This is a genomic window from Saprospiraceae bacterium (assembly GCA_016710235.1).
In the GTDB taxonomy this organism is placed as follows: Bacteria; Bacteroidota; Bacteroidia; order Chitinophagales; family Saprospiraceae; genus Vicinibacter.
Map to the genome: position 1 here is coordinate 1027835 of JADJLG010000001.1, position 22902 is coordinate 1050736.

Sequence of the window (22902 nt, forward strand, 5' to 3'; positions counted from 1 at the left end):
TATATTTAATTCTATGAAAAATTGGTTTTTCACAATTATGCTAATTGGATTTAGCATCAAGACCCCGGCCCAAATTAAAAATATAATAAAAGGAAGTCCCTTTCCTTTTGCCATTGGCATACTGCATATAGAGTATGAAAGAGTCTTGAGTTCCAAATCCGGCTTAAGTGTCGGCGGATTCCTTTCTCCTTATGGTAGTGGGAGCCGGGGTATTTGGACTATGTATAAGTTCTATATAACTCACCAAAGCCGATTTGTTCCATCAGGATTATACATAGGGCCAAATCTTGGTTATGTATCCTTCGATGAATCACAATTTCCATTGATGGGAGCCCAACTAGGTTACCAATGGGCTAAGTTTAAAGGACTTACTGTGGATCTTTCTATTGGTCCTGAGTATAGTTTAATTTCGGATTCTGAAATATTTGGCTACCCATTTCCTTTTATGAAATTTAATTTAGGATATGCTTGGTAAGAATTAGGATACCATTAAAAACAGTTGAAGAGTTCTTCAACCCGCAAGACTAATTCGGGTGTTAAGTTCAATGTCACCATTGGATTCTTAGTAATTATTAAACGGTGGATTAAATGTCTAAAATCACTTATGATTTTATTACATTTGGATCGAAACTAAAAAACTCTATTCATGAGGGTGGTGATTCAGAAAGCACAGGTATCTTAGCAGGATTGGTCATCAACTTTAATATGGATTATGATTGGAAAAACAATAGAGTTTAAATCAAGATTATAACAGAATGAAAAACTACTATATTCTGTTGATCTTTCCTCAATTAAGCACTATTACTGTTGTATAACCCAAAAATACATTTAAAGTCTATCCTATTCCTTGCTAGCCTTCATCTTGAATATGAGCAATTTTCTCCTCAAAACTGAGCGTAAATCTGAATTGTATTTTAGTACCTATTTTTACGAAGTCTTATGTCATTTGGACTATACCACGCTATTACTTTTCGTTTGAAAATAAGCTTGTGGGTTTTTATTTCGGGTCTGACCTGGCTTTAGCTTCAGAACTTGACAAAAATTATCCTTCTATATAGTCAAATCGGCTATCAGCAGTTGAATTTTAAGGGAATTAGTATTGACCTTAGTATAGGTTCTCGGTTTAATTTGAACTCAGATTTTGAAGTGTATGGATATCGTTTTCCATTTATAAAATACAATATTGGCTACATTTGTTAGAAAGACTGCCTGCGTAGGTGCGTCAAACTTTTATTTGAAAGATGCGGGATTAATCATACAAGTGTATTCCATTCAATTGTAAAATAAAAAAGCAGAATCAAATTCATGATCCTGCTTTCATTAATTTAATTTTGTTGCTTATTAGAAACGGTATCCTATTGCTAATTTTCCAGTAGCATCTATGTTTAACAGAGGGAAATCGCCCAGTTCAATTGATTCATCTTCTGAAGAATATTTATTTACAAAAGCACGACCAGCTCCAAGTCCAAGTTCAAAAACAAATCTTCCAGCAGAAACCCATTTATAGCCAACATAAAATCCTACTGCAAATCTAGTATTTGTTATGTTAGAAGTGGAAACACCATCTTCATATTTACCTTTTCTTGTAGCAAATTTTACGTAAGGTCCTATATTAAATTTATCAATATTCCTGTTTGGGTTAAAATAATATTTGCCAATTAACCTGATGCCTATGCCTTGGTTTTTTACATCGACATCGCCTACAGAATACCCTCCATAATCATAACCCAAAGTTCCCTCAAGTCCAAATGAAGGTTTGATACCATATTCACCACTGATATCTACACTGCTAAACAGCAGACTCACGGGATTGATCGTAAGATCAAATTGAGCGCTAGCTGACTTGGCGAGCACAAAAAACAGAAAAAAAATAGTTAGTTTACGCATAATAAATTGTTTAATTAGTTGCGTAAATGTATAAAATTTTTTACTGACATCCCAATACCCTTTGTCTATTTTGTGCAAGTCTATTAAGCAAACTAAAAAAACTTTGGTTCTCCTGCAAATTTAATCTCAATCCGATATTTCAGGTGGCTATTGGTAAGAATATAAATTCATAACTAATCTTGTGTATTGTTGTTTACGCGGTACTATATTGATGTATTTATATCATTTATAGCTTTTATATACCAATTTTAATACATTTTCAATATTTTATTCACATACAGAATTTACTCATTGTTCCGCCTCATACGCACAGGCTCCATGCCATGTGCTCGTGAGGACATATCTCTTTCTCTCGCCATCTCCCTGCATCACATTGATCTCTCGCTTGAAACTATAGCCGTCGGGACTTTTGAGTCGCCATAATGTCTTGCCTGTAGCTAAATCCAGAGCCCATAGTCGTCCATCGCCTCCATTGATGTAATACAACACTCCATTCAATACAACCATTCTACTGCTTGTGCCCGGCGCACGTTCTCCCTTCCACTTGATCGCTCCGGTCTCCGCATCTAAAGCGTAATAGCCGTCGCCTTCGGCGGCTGCATAAAGAGTGCCTTGATCATAAGTACAACTTCCAAACAGAAAATTACCCTTGAACTCTTGAGTCCAAATGCTATCTCCTGTCCAAAGATCATTGCAGAATACATGACTTGCTCCATCGTGATAAATTTTATTGTTTTGAATATCTACACATGGCAAAGCATAGGACTCTAGATTGGTAATTTTCTTGTATTCATACACCCAGTTTTTATCTGTGTAATTAAACAAACTTATCAATGGTATGCAATTCTTTTCATTTATAGATTCGCAGTAAGTAATTACTATATAATCTGTACTATTTTGGTTAAAGGATTTTGCAGTTAAAATCCTACCTAGTTCTCCTGATACATTTCTATTTATTGTATTTAAATATTTCGGGATTATTTTTTCTTTTATATGCTGAATTCAACATTTAAGTGCGACAAGGTTCAAAAATACTTCATTTGGTGTTTTGTAGCCTAATTTTTTTCTTGGTCGATTATTTATTTGGGATTCAATTCGATCCAAGTCAGTTTGCTTGAGCATGGAAAAGTCTGATTTTTTTGGCAAGTATTGTCGTATTAAACCATTGATATTTTCATTGCAACCTCTTTCATAAGCGGAATATGGATGAGCAAAGTATATCTTAGTATTCAATGCTTTTGCCAATGTTTGATGATCTGCATTTTCTTTTCCATTGTCTAATGTAATTGTATGGCATAAGTTTTTATATTTTTTCAATTTGCAACTGATTGTTTTGGCTGTGAATTTAGCTTCTTTGGACTCCAGCTTAATGATCTTGACAAACAAGGATTTTCTTTCCACCATACTGGCAATTTGGGACTTATGATTCTTTCCTACTATAGTATCTCCTTCCCAATCTCCATACCTTTTTTGAGATTCAACAATCTTTGGTCTATCTTCAATACATACTCTGTTTTTGATAATTCCCCTTTGTTTATAGGTATTTTTGCGTCTTCGCCTACTTCTGTGGGAATGTCTTAAATTACTCCATAGATCACCTCCTTTCCTTTTATCTTCATATACATATTGATATATGCACTCTTTACTAACCCTTTCATACTTATCAATATTCGCTCGACCTTCGATTTGCTCTGGGCTCCACTTGATTTTAAGTAATTGATCCACTTTGCTTTTAAGATCGCTTGTAATTTTATTCTTCCTTCCCTTTCCTTGTGCTCTCTGTTCACTCCGATCCTGAGCTCTTGCGCTTCCATATAACTTGTATGAACCAGGTGAAGAGTTTCTATCGAGTTCCCGATATATAGTGCTTCTATGATATCCTAATTCCACAGCAATCTGAATAATGCTCATTCCTTGCCTTTTAAATTGTTCAATTAATACCCTTTGAGGGTAGGTGATTTGTTTATACATTTGTGTACAGTTAAAAATCTTGAGGGGAAAGTACCTATTTTTATAATAGGTCTTTCTCCAAAAGAATGTTTTATTAACTGTCGCACTTATTTATGGAATCTAGTTATTACCTGTTTGTAAATCCAAAATATAAAAGCCAGGGTATTGGTCTCCATTATCCGGATAATCTTGAAGAATAAAACATTGATTTTTGATTCCACCGACTCTTACGTACATAGGTTGCCCCCAAATTTTATTCCATTGACTCTTACCATTTTCCATATTGATGCAATAAGAACGAGGGCCACTTTGGAAACTAAGCAAATTGTGATATGAATAATAATCTAAAAACCCTCCATCTGTTTCTCGCAAATATTCATTCCATTTCCATTTAATTTTACCCGTTTCTGCATCCAATAAAGCGATATAAGATTTTCCATTTTGATGAGATTCGGCTATAAAACTACCGTTATATATCAATCCTACAGATTCTATAGACTGGTCATGTTCCTCCTCCTTATTCCACCAGATTTATAGCTTCTCTGTTATTACGCCATTTTCTGATATAACAGAAGGACTATCCTCCTTTGTGCAAGAGCAACTAAGGAGGAAACTAACATAAAAAATAATTGCAATTAAATAAGAGTCGATAGTCGTTAGTCATTGAATTATAATTTATTGAATGATTTTATTAATCCTCGGATTATTTTAGCAATTTCAGTGGATTTATTGAGCAATGTTTCTTTCTGCGTTTCATCTATATATTTTAATCGGTGTGCTAAATACAACATTGATATAACTTCATTACAAGATCCTAAGGATATATACAAATATCGAATAAAATCTGCATCGCTGCTTCGATTAAATCCTTCTGCGATATTGTTTGATATTGACACCGTTGCCCTGCAAATCTGATCTCTAAATCCAAAGTCTTTCATTGATCCAAAAACAGTATATATATCCACTGCAACATCTTGTGCCTTCTGCCAAGCTACAATATCTTCAAATCTTGTAATTCTCATATCTCTTATTAATTATATCCCATTTTTCTAAATAAAATTATCCCAACTACCGACTTTCGACTATCGACTATAAAACTACCGTTCCGCCTCATACGCACAGGCTCCATGCCACGTGCTGGTGAGGACATATCCCTTTCTCTCGCCATCTCCCGGCATCACATTGATCTCTCGCTTGAAGCTATAGCCGTCGGGACTTTTTAGTCGCCATAATGTCTTGCCTGTAGCTGCATCCAGAGCCCATAGTCGTCCGTCGCCTCCATTGATGTAATACAATACTCCATTCAATACAACCATTCTACTGCTTGTGCCCGGCGCACGTTCTCCCTTCCACTTGATCGCTCCGGTCTCCGCATCTAAAGCGTAATAACCATCGCCTTCGGCGGCACAGTAGAGAGTGCCGTTGTCGATCATATATTCACCAAATAAAAATCCACCTTTAAATTCTTGTGACCACAGACTATCACCAGACCATAAATCATGACAAACAATAGAATTACCCAATGAATGATAAATTTTATTATTTACAACACAAAGCGAACCTTGTGCACCAGGATCTATAGTAATTAATGGCTTATATTCAAAGATCCATTTTTTGTTTGAATAATTATATAAAGAGATACGTGGATAACTAGATTTACTATCTATTGATTCTGTATATGAAATTAAATAGTAAATTTCATTTAAAGTATCTATTCTTTGAACACCTCTAATGCTTCCAAATTCATTTATTACATTTTTATTTTTAAATTTGTACATTGGAATAATTTTATCTTTCACTACTCCGGTATTAAGATCAAGAATGTAAAAACCGGGATATTCATCCACACCATCTGCATGATCTTGTAATACATAAACTTCATCCTTATAACCAGAAGATTTATAGAAAATTGCTTTATCCCATGTTTTACTCCAAATTTCTTTGCCAGAATTAAAATCCAAACAGTAAGTTCTAGGTGACCCACTCAATATATATAAATATCTATCATATGAATAAGGAAAATCTATTGACAAATCATTACTATTTCTATATCCATTCCACTTCCAACTAATTTTTCCATTTTTTGCATTAGTTAAACTGAGATAAGAAATTCCATTTTGGTGTGATTCGCAAAGAAAACTACCATTATAAAAATGACCAATAGTTTTTATTGATTGATCATGCTCCTCTTCCTTATTCCACCAAATGTAAGGTTTTTCTATAACCACTCCATTGTCTAGGATGCGAGAAGGAAGCTCTTCCTTGTTGCATCCGCAGCCAAGGAAGAGTCCGGAAAAAATAATTGCAATTATTTTTTTCATAAAATTTATCTTAGATCAGTTTTAAACCAAGTGGTATTTTTTGCTCCATCTTTAAAAATATCTCTAAAATTATCGCTCAACACCTTCGTATTCACCGCCTCGAAATGGTTGCAGTTGATGTTTTCGAATAAATAGTCGATAGTCGATAGTCGTTAGTCGTTAGTAAAGAATATTTACATATCCTGTCTCCCCACTTTCGACTATCGACTCTCGACTTTCGACTATAAAAACTACCGTTCTGCCTCATACGCACAAGCTCCATGCCATGTGCTCGTGAGGACATATCCCTTTCTCTCGCCATCTCCCTGCATCACATTGATCTCTCGCTTGAAGCTGTAGCCGTCGGGACTTTTTAGTCGCCATAATGTCTTGCCTGTAGCAGCATCCAGAGCCCATAGTCGTCCGTCGCCTCCATTGATGTAATACAGCACTCCATTCAATACAACCATTCTACTGCTTGTGCCCGGCGCACGTTCTCCCTTCCACTTGATCGCTCCTGTCTCTGCATCTAAAGCGTAATAGCCGTCGCCTTCGGCGGCGCAGTAGAGAGTGCCATTGTCAATTATAAATCCTCCAAATCCAAAACTTGAATTTTGATTGAATTTAGTTTCCCAAATAATTTCTCCTTTCATTACATTAATAGCGTACAATGATTGATCAATATTGATAATAACTAAATCGTTATAAAATAAAGGAAGTAAACTCATACCCAATTTACTTTTTTCTGATATGAGTATACTATCATAAACCCATCTATCATCGCTAAGATTGTAAAGTGATATATATCTTTTACCATCATTGATCGAGTTTGGGCAATAAAACGGAATAAAGATCATTTCTTTGCCATCCTTTTGAAAACCGTTAGGTTTGCAACATATACCCACTTCATCATTTACAGTAAGGTTTTTTGATACAAAATATTTTGGAATAATTTCTTTGTAAAAATTTGGAGAATCAGTTTTACCAACATAAATTGAGTGCGCTGAAAATCCATTGATTTTATTCGAACCATACATTATTTCAATATAGTTATCATTAAATCCTGAATTTATCCAATTGCCTTCTGAATTTCTTGCAATCTTCCATACTGTCTTGCCTGTAAATAAATCAATACAATATGTATTTTTATTCACTTTATCTATATACAAATTATTAATTTGATATGGTTCTCCTAAAAATTGAAAGTCATTATTCCAATAGTCGTTCCATTTCCAATTTAATTTACCATCTGTTAATTTATACGAAGCTAAATAATTTTTGTCATCGGTAACTAGTTCCTTAATAACATTAAAATCAAATGTTTTGACTTCCCACAACTCATTAAGGTGTTCTAAATTTCCTTTATTCCACCAAATGTAAGGTTTTTCTATAACCACTCCATTGTCTAGGATGCGAGAAGGAAGCTCTTCCTTGTTGCATCCGCAGCCAAGGAAGAGTCCGGAAAAAATAATTGCAATTATTTTTTTCATATTATCTCATTTGAGTTTTAAAGAAAGGACCACCATCGCTATTGTTAAATATACGTATAAAGTTTTCGCTCATGACCTTCGTATTCACCGCCTCGAAATGGTTGCAGTTGATGTTTTCGAATAAATAGTCGATAGTCGATAGTCGTTAGTAATGAATATTCATGTCTCCTGCCTCCCCACTTTCGACTTTCGACTATCGACTATAAAACTACCGTTCCGCCTCATACGCACAGGCTCCATGCCACGTGCTGGTGAGGACATATCCCTTTCTCTCGCCATCTCCCTGCATCACATTGATCTCTCGCTTGAAACTATAGCCGTCGGGACTTTTTAGTCGCCATAATGTCTTGCCTGTAGCTGCATCCAGAGCCCATAGTCGTCCGTCGCCTCCATTGATGTAATACAGTACTCCATTCAATACCACCATTCTACTGCTTGTGCCCGGCGCACATTCCCCCTTCCACTTGATCGCTCCGGTCTCCGCATCTAAAGCGTAATAGCCGTCGCCTTCGGCGGCGCAGTAGAGAGTACCTTGGTCATAAGTACAACTTCCAAACAGAAAATTCCCCTTGAACTCTTGAGTCCAAATGCTATCTCCAGTCCATAGATCATTGCAGAATACATGACTTGCTCCATCGTGATAAATTTTATTGTTTTGAATTGATACTAAACCTAATCCAGTTTTTTCCAAATTGGTAATTAATTTATATTCATAAATCCATTTTTTTTCTGAATAATTATAAAGACCAATCATTGGTTTACTTTTATATTCATTTAATGATTCGTCATATGATATCAAATAATAAATCTTATTTAACGTATCTATTCGAACTACATTGCCTATTGATCCTAATTCTCCCAACACATTTAATTTATCAATATTTAAGAATTTAGGTATTATTTTATCTTTCTGATTGCCTTTTTCTAAGTCATAAATTTTGACTCCCGGATATTTATCACCATCATCTGGAAAACTTTGTAACACAAAACCTTCGTTCAAGAATCCATTAGTTACTATATATTGTGAAGCAGACTGAGTTTCTTTCCATTGAGTTTTCCCTGATTGTAAATTTACACAATAGGTTCTGGGTCCAGATTGAAAAAAAATAAATCCTAATGTTGAACAATATGGATATCTAAGTCCAATGTCATAATCAAATGTATAGTCATCCCATTTCCAAAGAATTTTTCCATCTATTGCATTTTGAAATGACATATAGGATCTGCCATTCTGATGAGTTTCTGCAATGAATCCACCATTAAATGTAAATGGGGTAGTAATAATAGACTGATCATGCTCTTCCTCTTTATTCCACCAGATATATGGCTTCTCTGTTATTACCCCATTTTCGGTTTTAACAGAAGGAGTCTCCTCCTTAGTACATGAGCAACTAAGGAGGAAACTAACATAAAAAATAATTGCAACTATTGTTTTCATAAATTTTATATTATCTTAATGGTGTTTGATACCAAGCTGCACCCTTCTTGCCGAATTGGAATATATCAACAAAATTATCACTCAACACCTTCGTATTCACCGCCTCGAAATGGTTGCAGTTGATGTTTTCGAATAAATAGTCGATAGTCATTAGTCGTTAGTCGTTAGTAATGAATATTCATGTCTCCTGCCTCCCCACTTTCGACTTTCGACTATCGACTATAAAACTACCGTTCCGCCTCATACGCACAGGCTCCATGCCACGTGCTGGTGAGGACATATCCCTTTCTCTCGCCATCTCCCTGCATCACATTGATCTCTCGCTTGAAGCTATAGCCGTCGGGACTTTTTAGTCGCCATAATGTCTTGCCTGTAGCTGCATCCAGAGCCCAAAGTCGTCCATCGCCTCCATTGACATAATAAAATACTCCATTCAATACCACCATTCTACTGCTTGTGCCCGGCGCACGTTCCCCCTTCCACTTGATCGCTCCGGTCTCCGCATCTAAAGCGTAATAGCCGTCGCCTTCGGCGGCGCAGTAGAGAGTACCTTGGTCATAAGTACAACTTCCAAACAGAAAATTCCCCTTGAACTCTTGAGTCCAAATGCTATCTCCAGTCCATAGATCATTGCAGAATACATGACTTGCTCCATCGTGATAGATTTTTTCATTTTGAATATCTACGAAACCAAGTGAATATTGCTCAAGATTAGTTATCTTTTTATACTCATAAACCCACTTTTTATCAGTAGAATTATATAGACCTATTAATGGAAAACAATGTTTATCATTTATGGATTCACAATAGGTAATTAATAAATAAACCTTCCCATTTTTTTCAATCGGATTTACCCCCGTAATTCTTCCAAATTCATTCGATACATTTCTATTTGTAAAATTTTCAAAATGTGGAATAATTTTCTCTTTAACACTTCCTGTTTCCAAATTTAGTATATAAAAGCCGGGATGAGTTGCCCCATTATCAGGATAATCTTGAAGTAAAAAAACTTCTTTTTGATACCCTCCAGAAATTGAAAATAATGGATCATTCCAAGTTTTCTTCCATTGGGTTTTTCCTGATTCCAAATTAACACAATAAGATCTTGGTCCAGATTGAAAAAATAGAAATCCAAGATGTGAACAATGTGGAAATCTCAAATCAATATCATAATCGTATAGATAATCATCCCATTTCCAAAGTAGTTTCCCATCTTTTGCATTTTGGAAAGATAAATAAGATCTGCCATTCTGATGAGTTTCTGCAATGAAAGAATTGTTATAAATAAAAGGAGTGGTGATGATATAATTATCATGCTCTTCTTCTTTATTCCACCAGATAAATGGTTTTTCTGTAATTACACCGTTCTCCAACTTAAGAGAAGGATCCTCTTCATTGTTGCATCCACAACCAAGGAAGAGTCCAATAAATATTATTGCAATTATTTTTTTCATATTTTTATCTTAAAGGAGTTTGAAACCATTTAGACTTATTTGATAGATTCTGAAATATATCATTAAAATTATCACTCATCACCTTCGTATTTAACGCTTCAAAATGATTGCAGTTTTTGTTTTCGAATAAATAGTCGATAGTCATTAGTCGTTAGTCGTTAGTAATGAATATTCATGTCTCCTGCCTCCCCACTTTCGACTTTCGACTATCGACTATAAAACTACCGTTCCGCCTCATAAGCACAAGCCCCATGCCATGTACTTGTCAATACATAGCCTTTGCGCTCTCCATCTCCTTGCATCACATTGATCTCTCGCTTGAAGCCAAAGTTATTGTCTGGACTTTTGAGTCGCCATAAGGTTTTGCCTGTAGCTGCATCAAGTGCCCAAAGTCTGCCATCACCGCCATTTATATAATAAAGTACTCCATTCAATATCACCATTCTACTGCTAGTACCAGGTGCGCGCTCTCCCTTCCACTTGATGGCTCCTGTCTCTGCATCTAAGGCGTAATATCCATCGCCCTCGGCGGCGCAATACATTGTGCCATTATCAACCAGACAACTTCCAAAAAGAAAGTTTCCATTAAATTTTTGAGTCCATATACTGTCACCAGTCCATAGATCATTGCAAAACACATGGCTTGCACCATCATGATATATTTTATCATATTGAATATCTACGAAACCTAAACCTCCTTGCTCTAGATTAGTTATTTTTTTGTATTCATACACCCAAGTTTTATCTGTGTAATTGTATAGACTGATTAAGGGAATAGACTTAGAATAACTTATTGCTTCATTATAAGTAATAAGCAAATAAACTTTGCCATTTTTTTCAAAAGGAGAAACTGAATGTATATCTCCCAATTCATCTAAAACATTATATGAGGTGGTATTTACAAATTTAGGGATTATTTTACCTTTAATGCTACCATTGCTTATATCTAATATGTCAATTTCAGGATAAATTTCTCCTAATTCGTGATACTGCTTTAGTTCAAAAAAATCATTTTGATATCCGCTGCATTTATCATATAATGCCTTATCCCATGTTTTCTTCCATTCAGTTTTCCCTGTTTCCATATTGATACAATATGTTCTGGGACCTGATTGAAAAAATAAAATCTTCTTATTAGAATATGGATGTCTTAATTCTAAATCATATAATCTTTCATACTCATCCCATTTCCATATAATTTTTCCATTTTTTGCGCATTGGAGTGACATATATGATCTACCGTTTTGATGTGTCTCTGCAATAAAAGATTTATTATATATTAAGGGTGTAGTAATTATGAATTGGTCATGTTCCTCTTCTTTATTCCACCATAAATATGGCTTCTCAGATATTACACCATTCTCTGTTTTTATTGGAATGGAATTGTCCTCCTTAGTGCATGAGCAACTAAGGAGGGTTCCTATAAAAATAATTGCTATTATTTTTTTCATATTTTCTATCTTAACTGAGTTTTAAACCATCCTGATCCATTTGCTCCATCTTTAAAAATACTTTCAAAATTTCTACTCATCACCTTCGTATTCACCGCCTCGAAATGGTTGCAGTTGATGTTTTCGAATAAATAGTCGATAGTCATTAGTCGTTAGTCGTTAGTAATGAATATTCATGTCTCCTGCCTCCCCACTTTCGACTTTCGACTATCGACTATAAAACTACCGTTCCGCCTCATACGCACAGGCTCCATGCCATGTGCTCGTGAGGACATATCCCTTTCTCTCGCCATCTCCCTGCATCACATTGATCTCTCGCTTGAAACTATAGCCGTCGGGACTTTTTAGTCGCCATAATGTCTTGCCTGTTGCTGCATCCAGAGCCCATAGTCGTCCGTCGCCTCCATTGATGTAATACAGTACTCCATTCAATACCACCATTCTACTGCTTGTGCCCGGCGCACGTTCTCCCTTCCACTTGATCGCTCCGGTCTCCGCATCTAAAGCGTAATAGCCGTCGCCTTCGGCGGCGCAGTAGAGAGTGCCTTGATCATAAGTACAACTTCCAAACAGAAAATTACCCTTGAACTCTTGAGTCCAAATGCTATCTCCTGTCCAAAGATCATTGCAGAATACATGACTTGCTCCATCATGATATATTTTATTGTTTTGAATATCTACACATGGCAAAGCATAGGACTCTAGATTGGTAATTTTCTTGTATTCATATACCCATTTATTTTCAGTATAATTAAACAAACTTATCAATGGTATGCAATTCTTTTCATTTATAGATTCGCAGTAAGTAATTACTATATAATCTGTACTATTATGGTTAAAGGATTTTGCAGTTATAATCCTACCTAGTTCTCCTGATACATTTCTATTTATTGTATTTAAATATTTCGGGATTATTTTTCTTTTATATTACCTGTTTGTAAATCCAAAATATAAAAGCCAGGGTATTGGTCTCCATTATCTGGATAATCTTGAAGAATAAAACATTGATTTTTGATTCCACCGACTCTTACGTACATTGGTTGCCCCCAAATTTTATTCCATTGAGTCTTACCATTTTCCAAATTGATGCAATAAGAACGAGGGCCACTTTGGAAACTAAGCAAATTGTGATATGAAAAATAATCTAAAAAACCTCCATCTGTTTCTCGCAAATATTCATTCCATTTCCATTTAATTTTACCCGTTTCTGCATCCAATAAAGCGATAAAAGATTTTCCACCTTGATGTGATTCAGCTATAAAACTACCGTTATATATCAATCCTACGGATTCTATAGATTGATCATGCTCTTCTTCTTTATTCCACCAGATAAATGGTTTTTTTGTAATTACACCGTTCTCCAACTTAAGAGAAGGATCCTCTTCCTTGTTGCATCCGCAACCAAGGAAGAGTCCAATAAAAATAATTGCAATTATTTTTTTCATATAACTTATCTTAAAGGAGTTTTAAACCATTCTGTATTCCTACGGCCATGATGAAATATGTCTGTAAAATTATCACTCAACACCTTCGTATTCACCGCCTCGAAATGGTTGCAGTTGATGTTTTCGAATAAATAGTCGATAGTCATTAGTCGTTAGTCGTTAGTAATGAATATTCATGTCTCCTGCCTCCCCACTTTCGACTTTCGACTATCGACTATAAAACTACCGTTCCGCCTCATAAGCACAAGCCCCATGCCATGTACTTGTCAATACATAGCCTTTGCGCTCTCCATCTCCTTGCATCACATTGATCTCTCGCTTGAAGCCAAAGTTATTGTCTGGACTTTTGAGTCGCCATAAGGTTTTGCCTGTAGCTGCATCAAGTGCCCAAAGTCTGCCATCACCGCCATTTATATAATAAAGTACTCCATTCAATATCACCATTCTACTGCTAGTACCAGGTGCGCGCTCTCCCTTCCACTTGACGGCTCCTGTCTCTGCATCTAATGCGTAATAGCCGTCGCCTTCGGCGGCGCAATACAGAATATCATTGTTTATGATATAACTTCCGAAAAGAAAGTTTCCTTTTAGTTTTGTCGTCCATATGCTATCTCCTGTCCATAAATTATGACAGATAACATTATCCCCTAAAGTATGATAAACTTTATTTTTATATATAGACAAAGTGCCTTGTCCACCTAAAATAACAGTACTCAAAGGCTTATATTCATAAACCCATTTTTTATCAGTGTAGTCATAAAGACTTATTAAAGGATAAGATGATTTATCATTAATTGACTCCTGATATGATATTATGTAGTAAATTTTACCCAACGAATCAATCCGATTTACACCTCTAATACTTCCAAATTCATCCAATACATTTTTATTTCTAAATTTATACATTGGAATAATTTTGTCTTTAATATTACCAGTATACAAATCTAAAATATAAAAACCTGGATACTCATCTCCTGTATCTGCAAAATCTTGTAAAACATAAACTTCATTCTTATATCCTGAACTTTTGTAAAAAATTGCTTTATCCCATGTTTTACTCCAAATTTCCTTGCCTGAATTTAAATCAATGCAATAAGACCTTGGACTCCCACTTAACAAATACAAATAATTATTAAATGAATATGGAAAATCTACTCCATAATCATTGTCATTTTTGGGATTCCATTTCCATGAAATTTCTCCGTCTGAAATTTTATACAAACAAAAGTAAGTTTTACTATTTTCTAAAACTAAACTCAAAAAGTTTTTATTAAAAATAATGTTATTTGTAATCATTTCAAAGTCATGAGATCCTTGTTTGTTCCACCAGATATATGGCTTTTCAGTTATTATACCATTTTCTGTTTTAACAGAAGGAGCATCCTCCTTAGTGCATGAGCAACTAAGGAGGGTTCCTATAAAAATAATTGCTATTATTTTTTTCATATTTTCTATCTTAACTGAGTTTTAAACCATCCTGATCCATTTGCTCCATCTTTAAAAATACTTTCAAAATTTCTACTCATCACCTTCGTATTCACCGCCTCGAAATGGTTGCAGTTGATGTTTTCGAATAAATAGTCGATAGTCGTTAGTCGTTAGTCGTTAGTAATGAATATTCATGTCTCCTGCCTCCCCACTTTCGACTATCGACTATCGACTATAAAACTACCTCTCCGCCTCATACGCACAGGCTCCATGCCACGTGCTGGTGAGGACATATCCCTTTCTCTCGCCATCTCCCTGCATCACATTGATCTCTCGCTTGAAACTATAGCCGTCGGGACTTTTTAGTCGCCATAATGTCTTTCCTGTAGCTGCATCCAGAGCCCATAGTCGTCCGTCGCCTCCATTGATGTAATACAGTACTCCATTCAATACAACCATTCTACTGCTTGTGCCCGGCGCACGTTCTCCCTTCCACTTGATCGCTCCGGTCTCCGCATCTAAAGCGTAATAGCCATCGCCTTCGGCGGCACAGTAGAGCGTGCCGTGGTCGATCATATAACCGCCATACACAAAATTTCCTTTAAAATCTTTATGCCAAACACTATCTCCACTCCAAACACTCCTGCACTGAATTGCATCACCTATTACAAAGTAAATTTTTTCATTGTATATTTTTAATTCACCTGCAACTTTTTTATCATTTAATAACAATGTATATTTCCAAAGCTTACTTTTTCTGTTAAATAAGCCTAAAAAGCCCTTACTATTATAATAGTTGTTTGGTTCCGCATATGATATTATTAAATTTTCATCATTATTTCTGAAGTAACTTTGTGCTCCATATATTGATCCATATTCATTTATTACATTCTGATTTGTATAATTCTTAAATGGTGGAATAATTTTCTCATTTCTATTTCCATTATCGATATTTAATATTTCTATACCAGGAAATATGTCTGAGTCAGAAGGATGATTTTGAATAAGAAAGCATTCACTTTCATTTCCAGATTCTATGAAAAATTGAGGTTTTTCATATTTAGCAGTCCAATTCAATTTTCCATTATCTAAATTAATACAATAAGTACGTGGCCCACTTTGCCAAACCAATTTATTATTGGTTGCATATATCGTTCTTATGTCAATATCATATGGATTAATATATCCTGACCATTTCCATAGAATACTACCATCTAGAACATTTTGTAATGACATATATGAAGTGCCACCTTCATGTGTTTCAGCAATAAAATTTCTTTTATATGTAAATGGAGTAGTAATAATAAAATTATCATGCTCTTCCTCTTGGTTCCACCATAAATATGGCTTATCTATAATTACCCCATTTTCAGTCTTAGTTGAATTGGAGTTATCCTCCTTAGTGCACGAACACCCAAGGAGGATGGCACTCAAAAAAATAATTGAAATAATTCTTTTCATATTGAATTACCTTAATTCAGTTTTAAAAAAACCAGAATTTCCCAATTTATCTTGGAATATATCAACAAAATTTTCACTCAACACCTTCGTATTCACCGCCTCGAAATGGTTGCAGTTGATGTTTTCGAATAAATAGTCGTTAGTCGTTAGTCGTTAGTCGTTAGTAATGAATATTCATGTCTCCTGCCTCCCCACTTTCGACTTTCGACTATCGACTATAAAACTACCGTTCCGCCTCATACGCACAGGCTCCATGCCATGTGCTCGTGAGGACATATCCCTTTCTCTCGCCATCTCCCTGCATCACATTGATCTCTCGCTTGAAACTATAGCCGTCGGGACTTTTTAGTCGCCATAATGTCTTGCCTGTTGCTGCATCCAGAGCCCATAGTCGTCCGTCGCCTCCATTGATGTAATACAGTACTCCATTCAATACCACCATTCTACTGCTTGTGCCCGGCGCACGTTCTCCCTTCCACTTGATCGCTCCGGTCTCCGCATCTAAAGCGTAATAGCCGTCGCCTTCGGCGGCGCAGTAGAGAGTGCCTTGATCATAAGTACAACTTCCAAACAGAAAATTACCCTTGAACTCTTGAGTCCAAATGCTATCTCCTGTCCAAAGATCATTGCAGAATACATGACTTGCTCCATCATGATATATTTTATTGTTTTGAATATCTACACATGGCAAAGCATAGGACTCTAGATTGGTAATTTTCTTGTATTCATATACCCATTTATTTTCAGTATAATTAAACAAACTTATCAATGGTATGCAATTCTTTTCATTTATAGATTCGCAGTAAGTAATTACTATATAATCTGTACTATTATGGTTAAAGGATTTTGCAGTTATAATCCTACCTAGTTCTCCTGATACATTTCTATTTATTGTATTTAAATATTTCGGGATTATTTTTTCTTTTATATTACCTGTTTGTAAATCCAAAATATAAAAGCCAGGGTATTGGTCTCCATTATCTGGATAATCTTGAAGAATAAAACATTGATTTTTGATTCCACCGACTCTTACGTACATTGGTTGCCCCCAAATTTTATTCCATTGAGTCTTACCATTTTCCAAATTGATGCAATAAGAACGAGGGCCACTTTGGAAACTAAGCAAATTGTGATATGAAAAATAATCTAAAAAACCTCCATCTGTTTCTCGCAAATATTCATTCCATTTCCATTTAATTTTACCCGTTTCTGCATCCAATAAAGCGATAAAAGATTTTCCACCTTGATGTGATTCAGCTATAAAACTACCGTTATATATCAATCCTACGGATTCTATAGATTGATCATGCTCTTCTTCTTTATTCCACCAGATAAATGGTTTTTCTGTAATTACACCGTTCTCCAACTTAAGAGAAGGATCCTCTTCATTGTTGCATCCACAACCAAGGAAGAGTCCAATAAATATAATTGCAATTATTTTTTTCATATAACTTATCTTAAAGGAGTTTTAAACCATTCTGTATTCCTAAAGCCATGGTGAAATATGTCTGTAAAGTTCTTACTCAACACCTTCGTATTCACCGCCTCGAAATGGTTGCAGTTGATGTTTTCGAATAAATAGTCGATAGTCATTAGTCGATAGTCGTTAGTAAAGAATATTTACGTATCCTGTCTCCCCACTTTCGACTATCGACTATCAACTTTCGACTATAAAACTTTCGACTCTCAACTATCGACTATAAAACTACCGCTCCGCCTCATACGCACAAGCTCCATGCCATGTGCTGGTGAGGACATATCCCTTTCTCTCGCCATCTCCCTGCATCACATTGATCTCTCGCTTGAAGCTATAGCCGTCGGGACTTTTTAGTCGCCATAATGTCTTTCCTGTAGCTGCATCCAGAGCCCATAGTCGTCCGTCGCCTCCATTGATGTAATACAGTACTCCATTCAATACCACCATTCTACTGCTTGTGCCCGGCGCACGTTCTCCCTTCCACTTGATCGCTCCGGTCTCCGCATCTAAAGCGTAATAACCGTCGCCTTCTGCTGCGCAGTAGAGAGTACCTTGGTCATAAGTACAACTTCCAAACAGAAAATTACCCTTGAACTCTTGAGTCCAAATGCTATCTCCTGTCCAAAGATCATTGCAGAATACATGACTTGCTCCATCGTGATATATTCTATCATTTTGAATATCGACAAACCCTAAACCTCCTTTCTCTAGATTAGTTATTTTTTTATATTCATACACCCAAGTTTTATCAGTGTAATTATAGAGACTGATTAAGGGAATTGACTTGGAATAACTTATTGCTTCATTATAAGTTATAAGCAAATAAACTTTGCCATTTTTTTTAAAAGGAGAAACTGAATGTATATCTCCTAATTCTCCTAATACATTTATATTAACTTTATTTTCAAATTTTGGAATGATCCTTTCGATGATATTTCCATTAATTACATTTAATATATTAATACTAGGATATGAATTTCCATTATCTGAATAATACTCTAGTACTATCAGTTCATTGTCAATTCCACTTACTTTTATTTGCATAGAGTTTTTCCATTGTTTTTTCCATTTTGTTTCTCCGGTTTCAAGGTTTATACAATAGGATCGAGGACCTTGTTGAAATATAAAATTCTCGTTATTGAAATAATAATCTCGTATAGATAGATCTTCCGATTTAAAATAATCATTCCATCTCCAAAGAATATTCCCATTTTTTCCAATTTGTAAAGATAAATATGAAATACTATTTATATGCGATTCTGCTAGAAAGGAATTTTTATAAATGAATCCATTCGTGATTATAAAATGATCGTGTTCCTCCTCTTTATTCCACCAAATATATGGCTTCTCTGTAATTACCCCATTTTCAGTCTTAGTTGAAATGGAGTTATCCTCCTTAGTGCAAGAGCAACTAAGGAGGGTCGCTCCAATAAAAATAATTGAAATTATTTTTTTCATACGTAAATTATCTTAAAGGTGTAACATACCATCCTGCTCCTCTTGCACCTTCTTGAAAAATATTGATAAAATTTTCGCTCAACACCTTCGTATTCACCGCCTCGAAATGGTTGCAGTTGATGTTTTCGAAGAGGATGCCACCGGCGGCTTGTTGGGATTCGGTGAGTACTACACCGTCGTTTGGCTTATTATACGGAATTTCTATCTCAGTTGAACCGTTTTCATAACAGCCAGAGTTGTGGATCAAATTGTTAATGGCATTCTGTACATCATCTCGGTTTTTGAATTCTCCGTTTTTATGAAAGTCTTCAAGGAGAATCTCAAGGCCATCCAGTTTGTTTTTACATTCCGGTGTCATTTGTGTGATTGACACTTTTTGCACTGTATATCCTACAGCTCCTATCAATATCAACCAGTCAGTCTCCAACCCTCCATTCAGATAGTCCTTGCCCTCTCTCCATAATCTCGCTCTTTCGTGAAACGGGGTGTTGTGACTCGTGAATAACTTTCTGACAAAATTCGCTCCAGATATATCTGCAGCTATCCCCAAGCCTCTGTTTATGTTAAAATTCAATTCAAACAATCCCTCAAACGGGGAAAATATATCTTTCTCATCTGATACGATATCCAAAGTGTTCGATCCAGGCTTCACACTGAGTGACGATACCAGCCGATGAACGATATTCCTCTCCTCCGCACCATATATGGTGATCAATTGTCCCGGGCTGTCAAAATCCCTCAATTCGTTCATCAAATCGCTATCGGGAACCAGATCCGTGATCTTCGGTTTGTCATTGAAGTCAATATTCTCAGCATATGCTTTGAACAACCACGATGCCTCAGTACCTTCAAGATTGTTGATTCCCCAGAAAACGGCCAAGATATTTGCAATATCATCAAACGTTAATACATCTATGGAAGTTCCCCCAATGACCAGCAATGGTGTGGCTATGAGCATCTCAACTTCATCAATAATGTCCGCTTTAAATGGTTTTGTGATTTTGTTAAACACTTCTGCAAATTTCTTATCAAAGAATCCGTTTTGATAATTGGCTGCAAACTGAGCACCCCCTTGCGGTGAATGCACCAGGATTTGGCCTCCGAAGTTCTGAGTTTGTCCTTTGTCAGCATTCCCTTTTTCAAGGGTCCTTGCCACAAGTCCCCCAAAACTATGCGATATACAGATATTTGTGGGCTGGCTGGACCCATTACCAAAACCGGACTCAAACTGGTTTTTGATCTTGGCACTGCATGCCTTGGCATCATCCCCTTTGTCATATACGCCTCTTATACTTTTCATGAGATATTTGCTCTGGTGATGCACTGAGTTCGTCAGAAAACTATTGTTAGAGCCTCCCAAGCCATGAACCCACATGACATTCCTCTCTTGAGTATATGACTCTGGAGTTAGAAAAACACTCACTATAAGGACAATAATCAATTTTAACTTTATGGTTTTCATTTTTGTATTTTTTTTAAATGTGATAAAATGGATCTGTTTTACTCTTATCCTGAAGATATAGCACTAGCACTTAGCTATTAGTGCATATCAAAGTTGTTGAAGCTTATAATATCGACTGCTGTTTCGATATCTCCATCGGGCAGTCTCGTCATATTTTCTGAATATACTTCTGTCGGGAATGGAGAGTTGATATATTTTACTATCCTTCTGTGAACCAAAAAAGTATTGTCTGCATCATCATATTGACAAAAATACACCAGATGACCATTATCTTTGGAGTAAATTGAAATTGTATTCATTCCAAAATTGGAGTTGCTGTATTCTGTCCTCACCGCATACGCATTGGTCAATTCCTTGACTAAAGCTCCTTTTTGTGAAAGGTCTTGCATTTTCTGTGCTAGAGGTCGATTGTCGATGACTTCCGCCATAGACTGTATGATCTCTTGTGGATTAGGCTTGCTTAAACTCGCGCTTTGACTAAAGATCTTGCGCCCGCCGGCATCAAATGCCGTAACATTGATTCCGTCGTTGACCAGTTTATTAATATTGTTGTTGCCTTGGTTCCAGGAGTCCACTGGTGAAGAGAAATTCATCTGATCTATTTCCATATTCAAATTCCCGGAACTCAAGTCGAAGGACATATGGTAAGTTCGTTCTTTGGGTATCGTATTGAGATACTTGGATGACTTGTCCGGTGCAGTTGATACCGGGAGTTTATACTTACAATAACTGATTTCCTTCGCCCCATAGCTCAGATGAAAATCCGTAATCACCTGCCCCTGCAGATTAATCCCACCTCCTGAATCTCCCTGACCGGGCAAATCCTTCTTACACCCTGAATGCATAATCGTCAGGAACAGCATGATCAAGAAGATCGAGCACAACCTTAAAAAATTAGTCTTTTTCATAAATGTGAATTGTTTTTGAAATTTAATAAAACTCAAAATTGCAGCCCGATAAATTCTTAAAATGAAAAATTTAATTTTATTTTCTCATTATCATACATTTTTGAATTAGACTTTATACAATTTTTCCTATTTCTGACAACTAATATTCATTTTTTATCACATATTGAGAATTATCAACTACTTTAGCGGATTGTATGCTGTTTATTGTATCTTCGAATACCTGAAATAATATGTTATCTCATTCAAATACCTATGGTTTTCAAAATCGACTCCTACATGAAATAAATTTGAGAATAGGGTCAGGAAATCTCGCTGACTATCTGTCAGATATGTTACATATCAGCAAAAGCTCGGCTTATAAACGCCTGAGCTACCAGATCCCATTTAGCTTGGATGAAGCGTTAGTACTAGCAGAAAAACTGGATATCTCACTAGACCAACTAATAATTGGAAATGCAAGACCAGTGCCTGTCTATATGGATGCATTGCGTAAATCTCCAAACCACCCAATTGATTTCGTTAAAAACCTTAAAAACCATCTACTTTCTCTCAGTCAGTTGAAAAACCTTGAGCATATCAATTTTGCCGGAGAAGTTCCCATTTTTCATATGATGGCGTTTTCTAATCTATTTGCATTTAAACTATATGCCTGGAACTTTAGCACATGGAATATTTCCGCTTATTTAAAAAATTTTGATCCCTCTATTTTTATTTCTGATCCGGAGCTAAAAAAAGAAATAGATAGTTGTGTTCAAATATATTACAACTTTGATGGAGTTGAAATATGGAATCCCAGAATGTTGGATTGTACTTTTGATCAATTAAAGTTTTATATCCAACTTGGAGTGTTTTCAAAAAAATCATATATTGATGCTATCCTTAGTGATATCGAAGAACTAGTAACACATTTGAAACATATGTGTGACTCTGCTATAAAGAATTACAGCAGCTCTAAACAAATGCATCGTTCTCAAATAAAAATATATTCTAATGAATATATTTATCCGATAGAATTGTTTTTGATTAAGTCTGATGAGGGCAAATACTTTTTTAGTGCCATAGATTATCCCAATTTTTTAAGAACTTCGAGTGAAAAGATGACTTCACACTTTTCTCAGTGGCTAGAAAAAGTGAAAAGTCATTCTACTCAAATTAGTGGAGAAGGAGAAAAAGATAGAAAAAATTTATTTTATCCAATCGAACAAAAGTTAGTCCTTTTTAAACAAGAGGTGGCAAGTTTGATCAATATTTATATTCATTGAACACAATTAATGCGCTCAATATTCAAAATAA

At 35.7% G+C, this 22902-nt stretch carries 21 protein-coding genes; 3 read left to right on the plus strand and 18 right to left on the minus strand.

Annotation, left to right across the window (positions count from 1 at the left end; translation table 11 throughout):
- The first annotated feature begins 37 nt into the window (after nucleotides 1–37).
- Both IPI99_04265 and IPI99_04270 read left to right on the plus strand, forming a co-directional pair.
- Nucleotides 38–475, plus strand: coding sequence for a hypothetical protein (locus IPI99_04265; GenBank protein MBK7339728.1), 438 nt, complete (start codon nucleotides 38–40; stop codon nucleotides 473–475).
- 113 nt (nucleotides 476–588) lie between these two features.
- Nucleotides 589–738: a hypothetical protein gene (locus tag IPI99_04270; GenBank protein ID MBK7339729.1), complete on the plus strand. Its 150-nt coding sequence runs from the start codon at nucleotides 589–591 to the stop codon at nucleotides 736–738.
- 603 nt (nucleotides 739–1341) lie between these two features.
- Here the strand turns inward: IPI99_04270 and IPI99_04275 are convergent.
- The 18 genes from IPI99_04275 to IPI99_04360 all read right to left on the minus strand — a co-directional run bounded on the left by IPI99_04275 (nucleotide 1342) and on the right by IPI99_04360 (nucleotide 21609).
- Nucleotides 1342–1887 carry a DUF3575 domain-containing protein gene (locus IPI99_04275; GenBank protein ID MBK7339730.1) on the minus strand — a complete coding sequence of 182 codons (546 nt, stop codon included), beginning with the start codon at nucleotides 1885–1887 and terminating at the stop codon, nucleotides 1342–1344.
- A 288-nt stretch (nucleotides 1888–2175) separates the two neighbouring features.
- Entirely contained in the window at nucleotides 2176–2721 is a 546-nt protein-coding gene (locus IPI99_04280; GenBank protein ID MBK7339731.1) for a PQQ-like beta-propeller repeat protein, read from the minus strand.
- 168 nt (nucleotides 2722–2889) lie between these two features.
- The gene (locus IPI99_04285) at nucleotides 2890–3858 is read right to left on the minus strand and encodes an IS30 family transposase (GenBank protein MBK7339732.1); all 969 of its coding nucleotides are present in this window, start codon (nucleotides 3856–3858) and stop codon (nucleotides 2890–2892) included.
- A gap of 99 nt (nucleotides 3859–3957) precedes the next feature.
- A complete protein-coding gene (locus IPI99_04290; protein ID MBK7339733.1) occupies nucleotides 3958–4317 on the minus strand; it encodes a hypothetical protein in 360 nt (119 codons plus the stop codon).
- Between the two features lie 188 nt (nucleotides 4318–4505).
- Nucleotides 4506–4859: a four helix bundle protein gene (locus tag IPI99_04295; GenBank protein MBK7339734.1), complete on the minus strand. Its 354-nt coding sequence runs from the start codon at nucleotides 4857–4859 to the stop codon at nucleotides 4506–4508.
- 75 nt (nucleotides 4860–4934) lie between these two features.
- Entirely contained in the window at nucleotides 4935–6158 is a 1224-nt protein-coding gene (locus IPI99_04300) for a PQQ-binding-like beta-propeller repeat protein (GenBank protein MBK7339735.1), read from the minus strand.
- A 230-nt stretch (nucleotides 6159–6388) separates the two neighbouring features.
- Entirely contained in the window at nucleotides 6389–7627 is a 1239-nt protein-coding gene (locus tag IPI99_04305; GenBank protein MBK7339736.1) for a PQQ-like beta-propeller repeat protein, read from the minus strand.
- A 208-nt stretch (nucleotides 7628–7835) separates the two neighbouring features.
- Nucleotides 7836–9065, minus strand: coding sequence for a PQQ-binding-like beta-propeller repeat protein (locus IPI99_04310; GenBank protein ID MBK7339737.1), 1230 nt, complete (start codon nucleotides 9063–9065; stop codon nucleotides 7836–7838).
- A gap of 227 nt (nucleotides 9066–9292) precedes the next feature.
- Complete coding sequence (locus tag IPI99_04315; protein MBK7339738.1) at nucleotides 9293–10519, minus strand: PQQ-binding-like beta-propeller repeat protein; 1227 nt, start codon at nucleotides 10517–10519, stop codon at nucleotides 9293–9295.
- A 221-nt stretch (nucleotides 10520–10740) separates the two neighbouring features.
- Entirely contained in the window at nucleotides 10741–11970 is a 1230-nt protein-coding gene (locus IPI99_04320; GenBank protein MBK7339739.1) for a PQQ-binding-like beta-propeller repeat protein, read from the minus strand.
- A gap of 222 nt (nucleotides 11971–12192) precedes the next feature.
- Nucleotides 12193–12738, minus strand: coding sequence for a PQQ-like beta-propeller repeat protein (locus tag IPI99_04325; GenBank protein ID MBK7339740.1), 546 nt, complete (start codon nucleotides 12736–12738; stop codon nucleotides 12193–12195).
- A gap of 143 nt (nucleotides 12739–12881) precedes the next feature.
- On the minus strand, nucleotides 12882–13415 hold the full coding sequence (locus IPI99_04330) for a hypothetical protein (protein ID MBK7339741.1): 534 nt from the start codon (nucleotides 13413–13415) through the stop codon (nucleotides 12882–12884).
- 222 nt (nucleotides 13416–13637) lie between these two features.
- Complete coding sequence (locus IPI99_04335; protein MBK7339742.1) at nucleotides 13638–14861, minus strand: PQQ-binding-like beta-propeller repeat protein; 1224 nt, start codon at nucleotides 14859–14861, stop codon at nucleotides 13638–13640.
- 222 nt (nucleotides 14862–15083) lie between these two features.
- Nucleotides 15084–16304 carry a PQQ-binding-like beta-propeller repeat protein gene (locus IPI99_04340; GenBank protein MBK7339743.1) on the minus strand — a complete coding sequence of 407 codons (1221 nt, stop codon included), beginning with the start codon at nucleotides 16302–16304 and terminating at the stop codon, nucleotides 15084–15086.
- Between the two features lie 223 nt (nucleotides 16305–16527).
- Nucleotides 16528–17751: a PQQ-binding-like beta-propeller repeat protein gene (locus tag IPI99_04345; protein ID MBK7339744.1), complete on the minus strand. Its 1224-nt coding sequence runs from the start codon at nucleotides 17749–17751 to the stop codon at nucleotides 16528–16530.
- Nucleotides 17752–18009: 258 nt separating this feature from the next.
- Nucleotides 18010–19239 carry a PQQ-binding-like beta-propeller repeat protein gene (locus IPI99_04350; protein ID MBK7339745.1) on the minus strand — a complete coding sequence of 410 codons (1230 nt, stop codon included), beginning with the start codon at nucleotides 19237–19239 and terminating at the stop codon, nucleotides 18010–18012.
- A 7-nt stretch (nucleotides 19240–19246) separates the two neighbouring features.
- Complete coding sequence (locus tag IPI99_04355; GenBank protein ID MBK7339746.1) at nucleotides 19247–20701, minus strand: hypothetical protein; 1455 nt, start codon at nucleotides 20699–20701, stop codon at nucleotides 19247–19249.
- A 77-nt stretch (nucleotides 20702–20778) separates the two neighbouring features.
- Nucleotides 20779–21609 (minus strand): hypothetical protein, encoded by an 831-nt coding sequence (locus IPI99_04360; GenBank protein ID MBK7339747.1) that lies wholly within the window; start codon nucleotides 21607–21609, stop codon nucleotides 20779–20781.
- Nucleotides 21610–21839: 230 nt separating this feature from the next.
- Between IPI99_04360 and IPI99_04365 the strand changes: the two genes are divergently transcribed.
- The gene (locus tag IPI99_04365; protein ID MBK7339748.1) at nucleotides 21840–22871 is read left to right on the plus strand and encodes a hypothetical protein; all 1032 of its coding nucleotides are present in this window, start codon (nucleotides 21840–21842) and stop codon (nucleotides 22869–22871) included.
- Nucleotides 22872–22902: the final 31 nt, after the last annotated feature.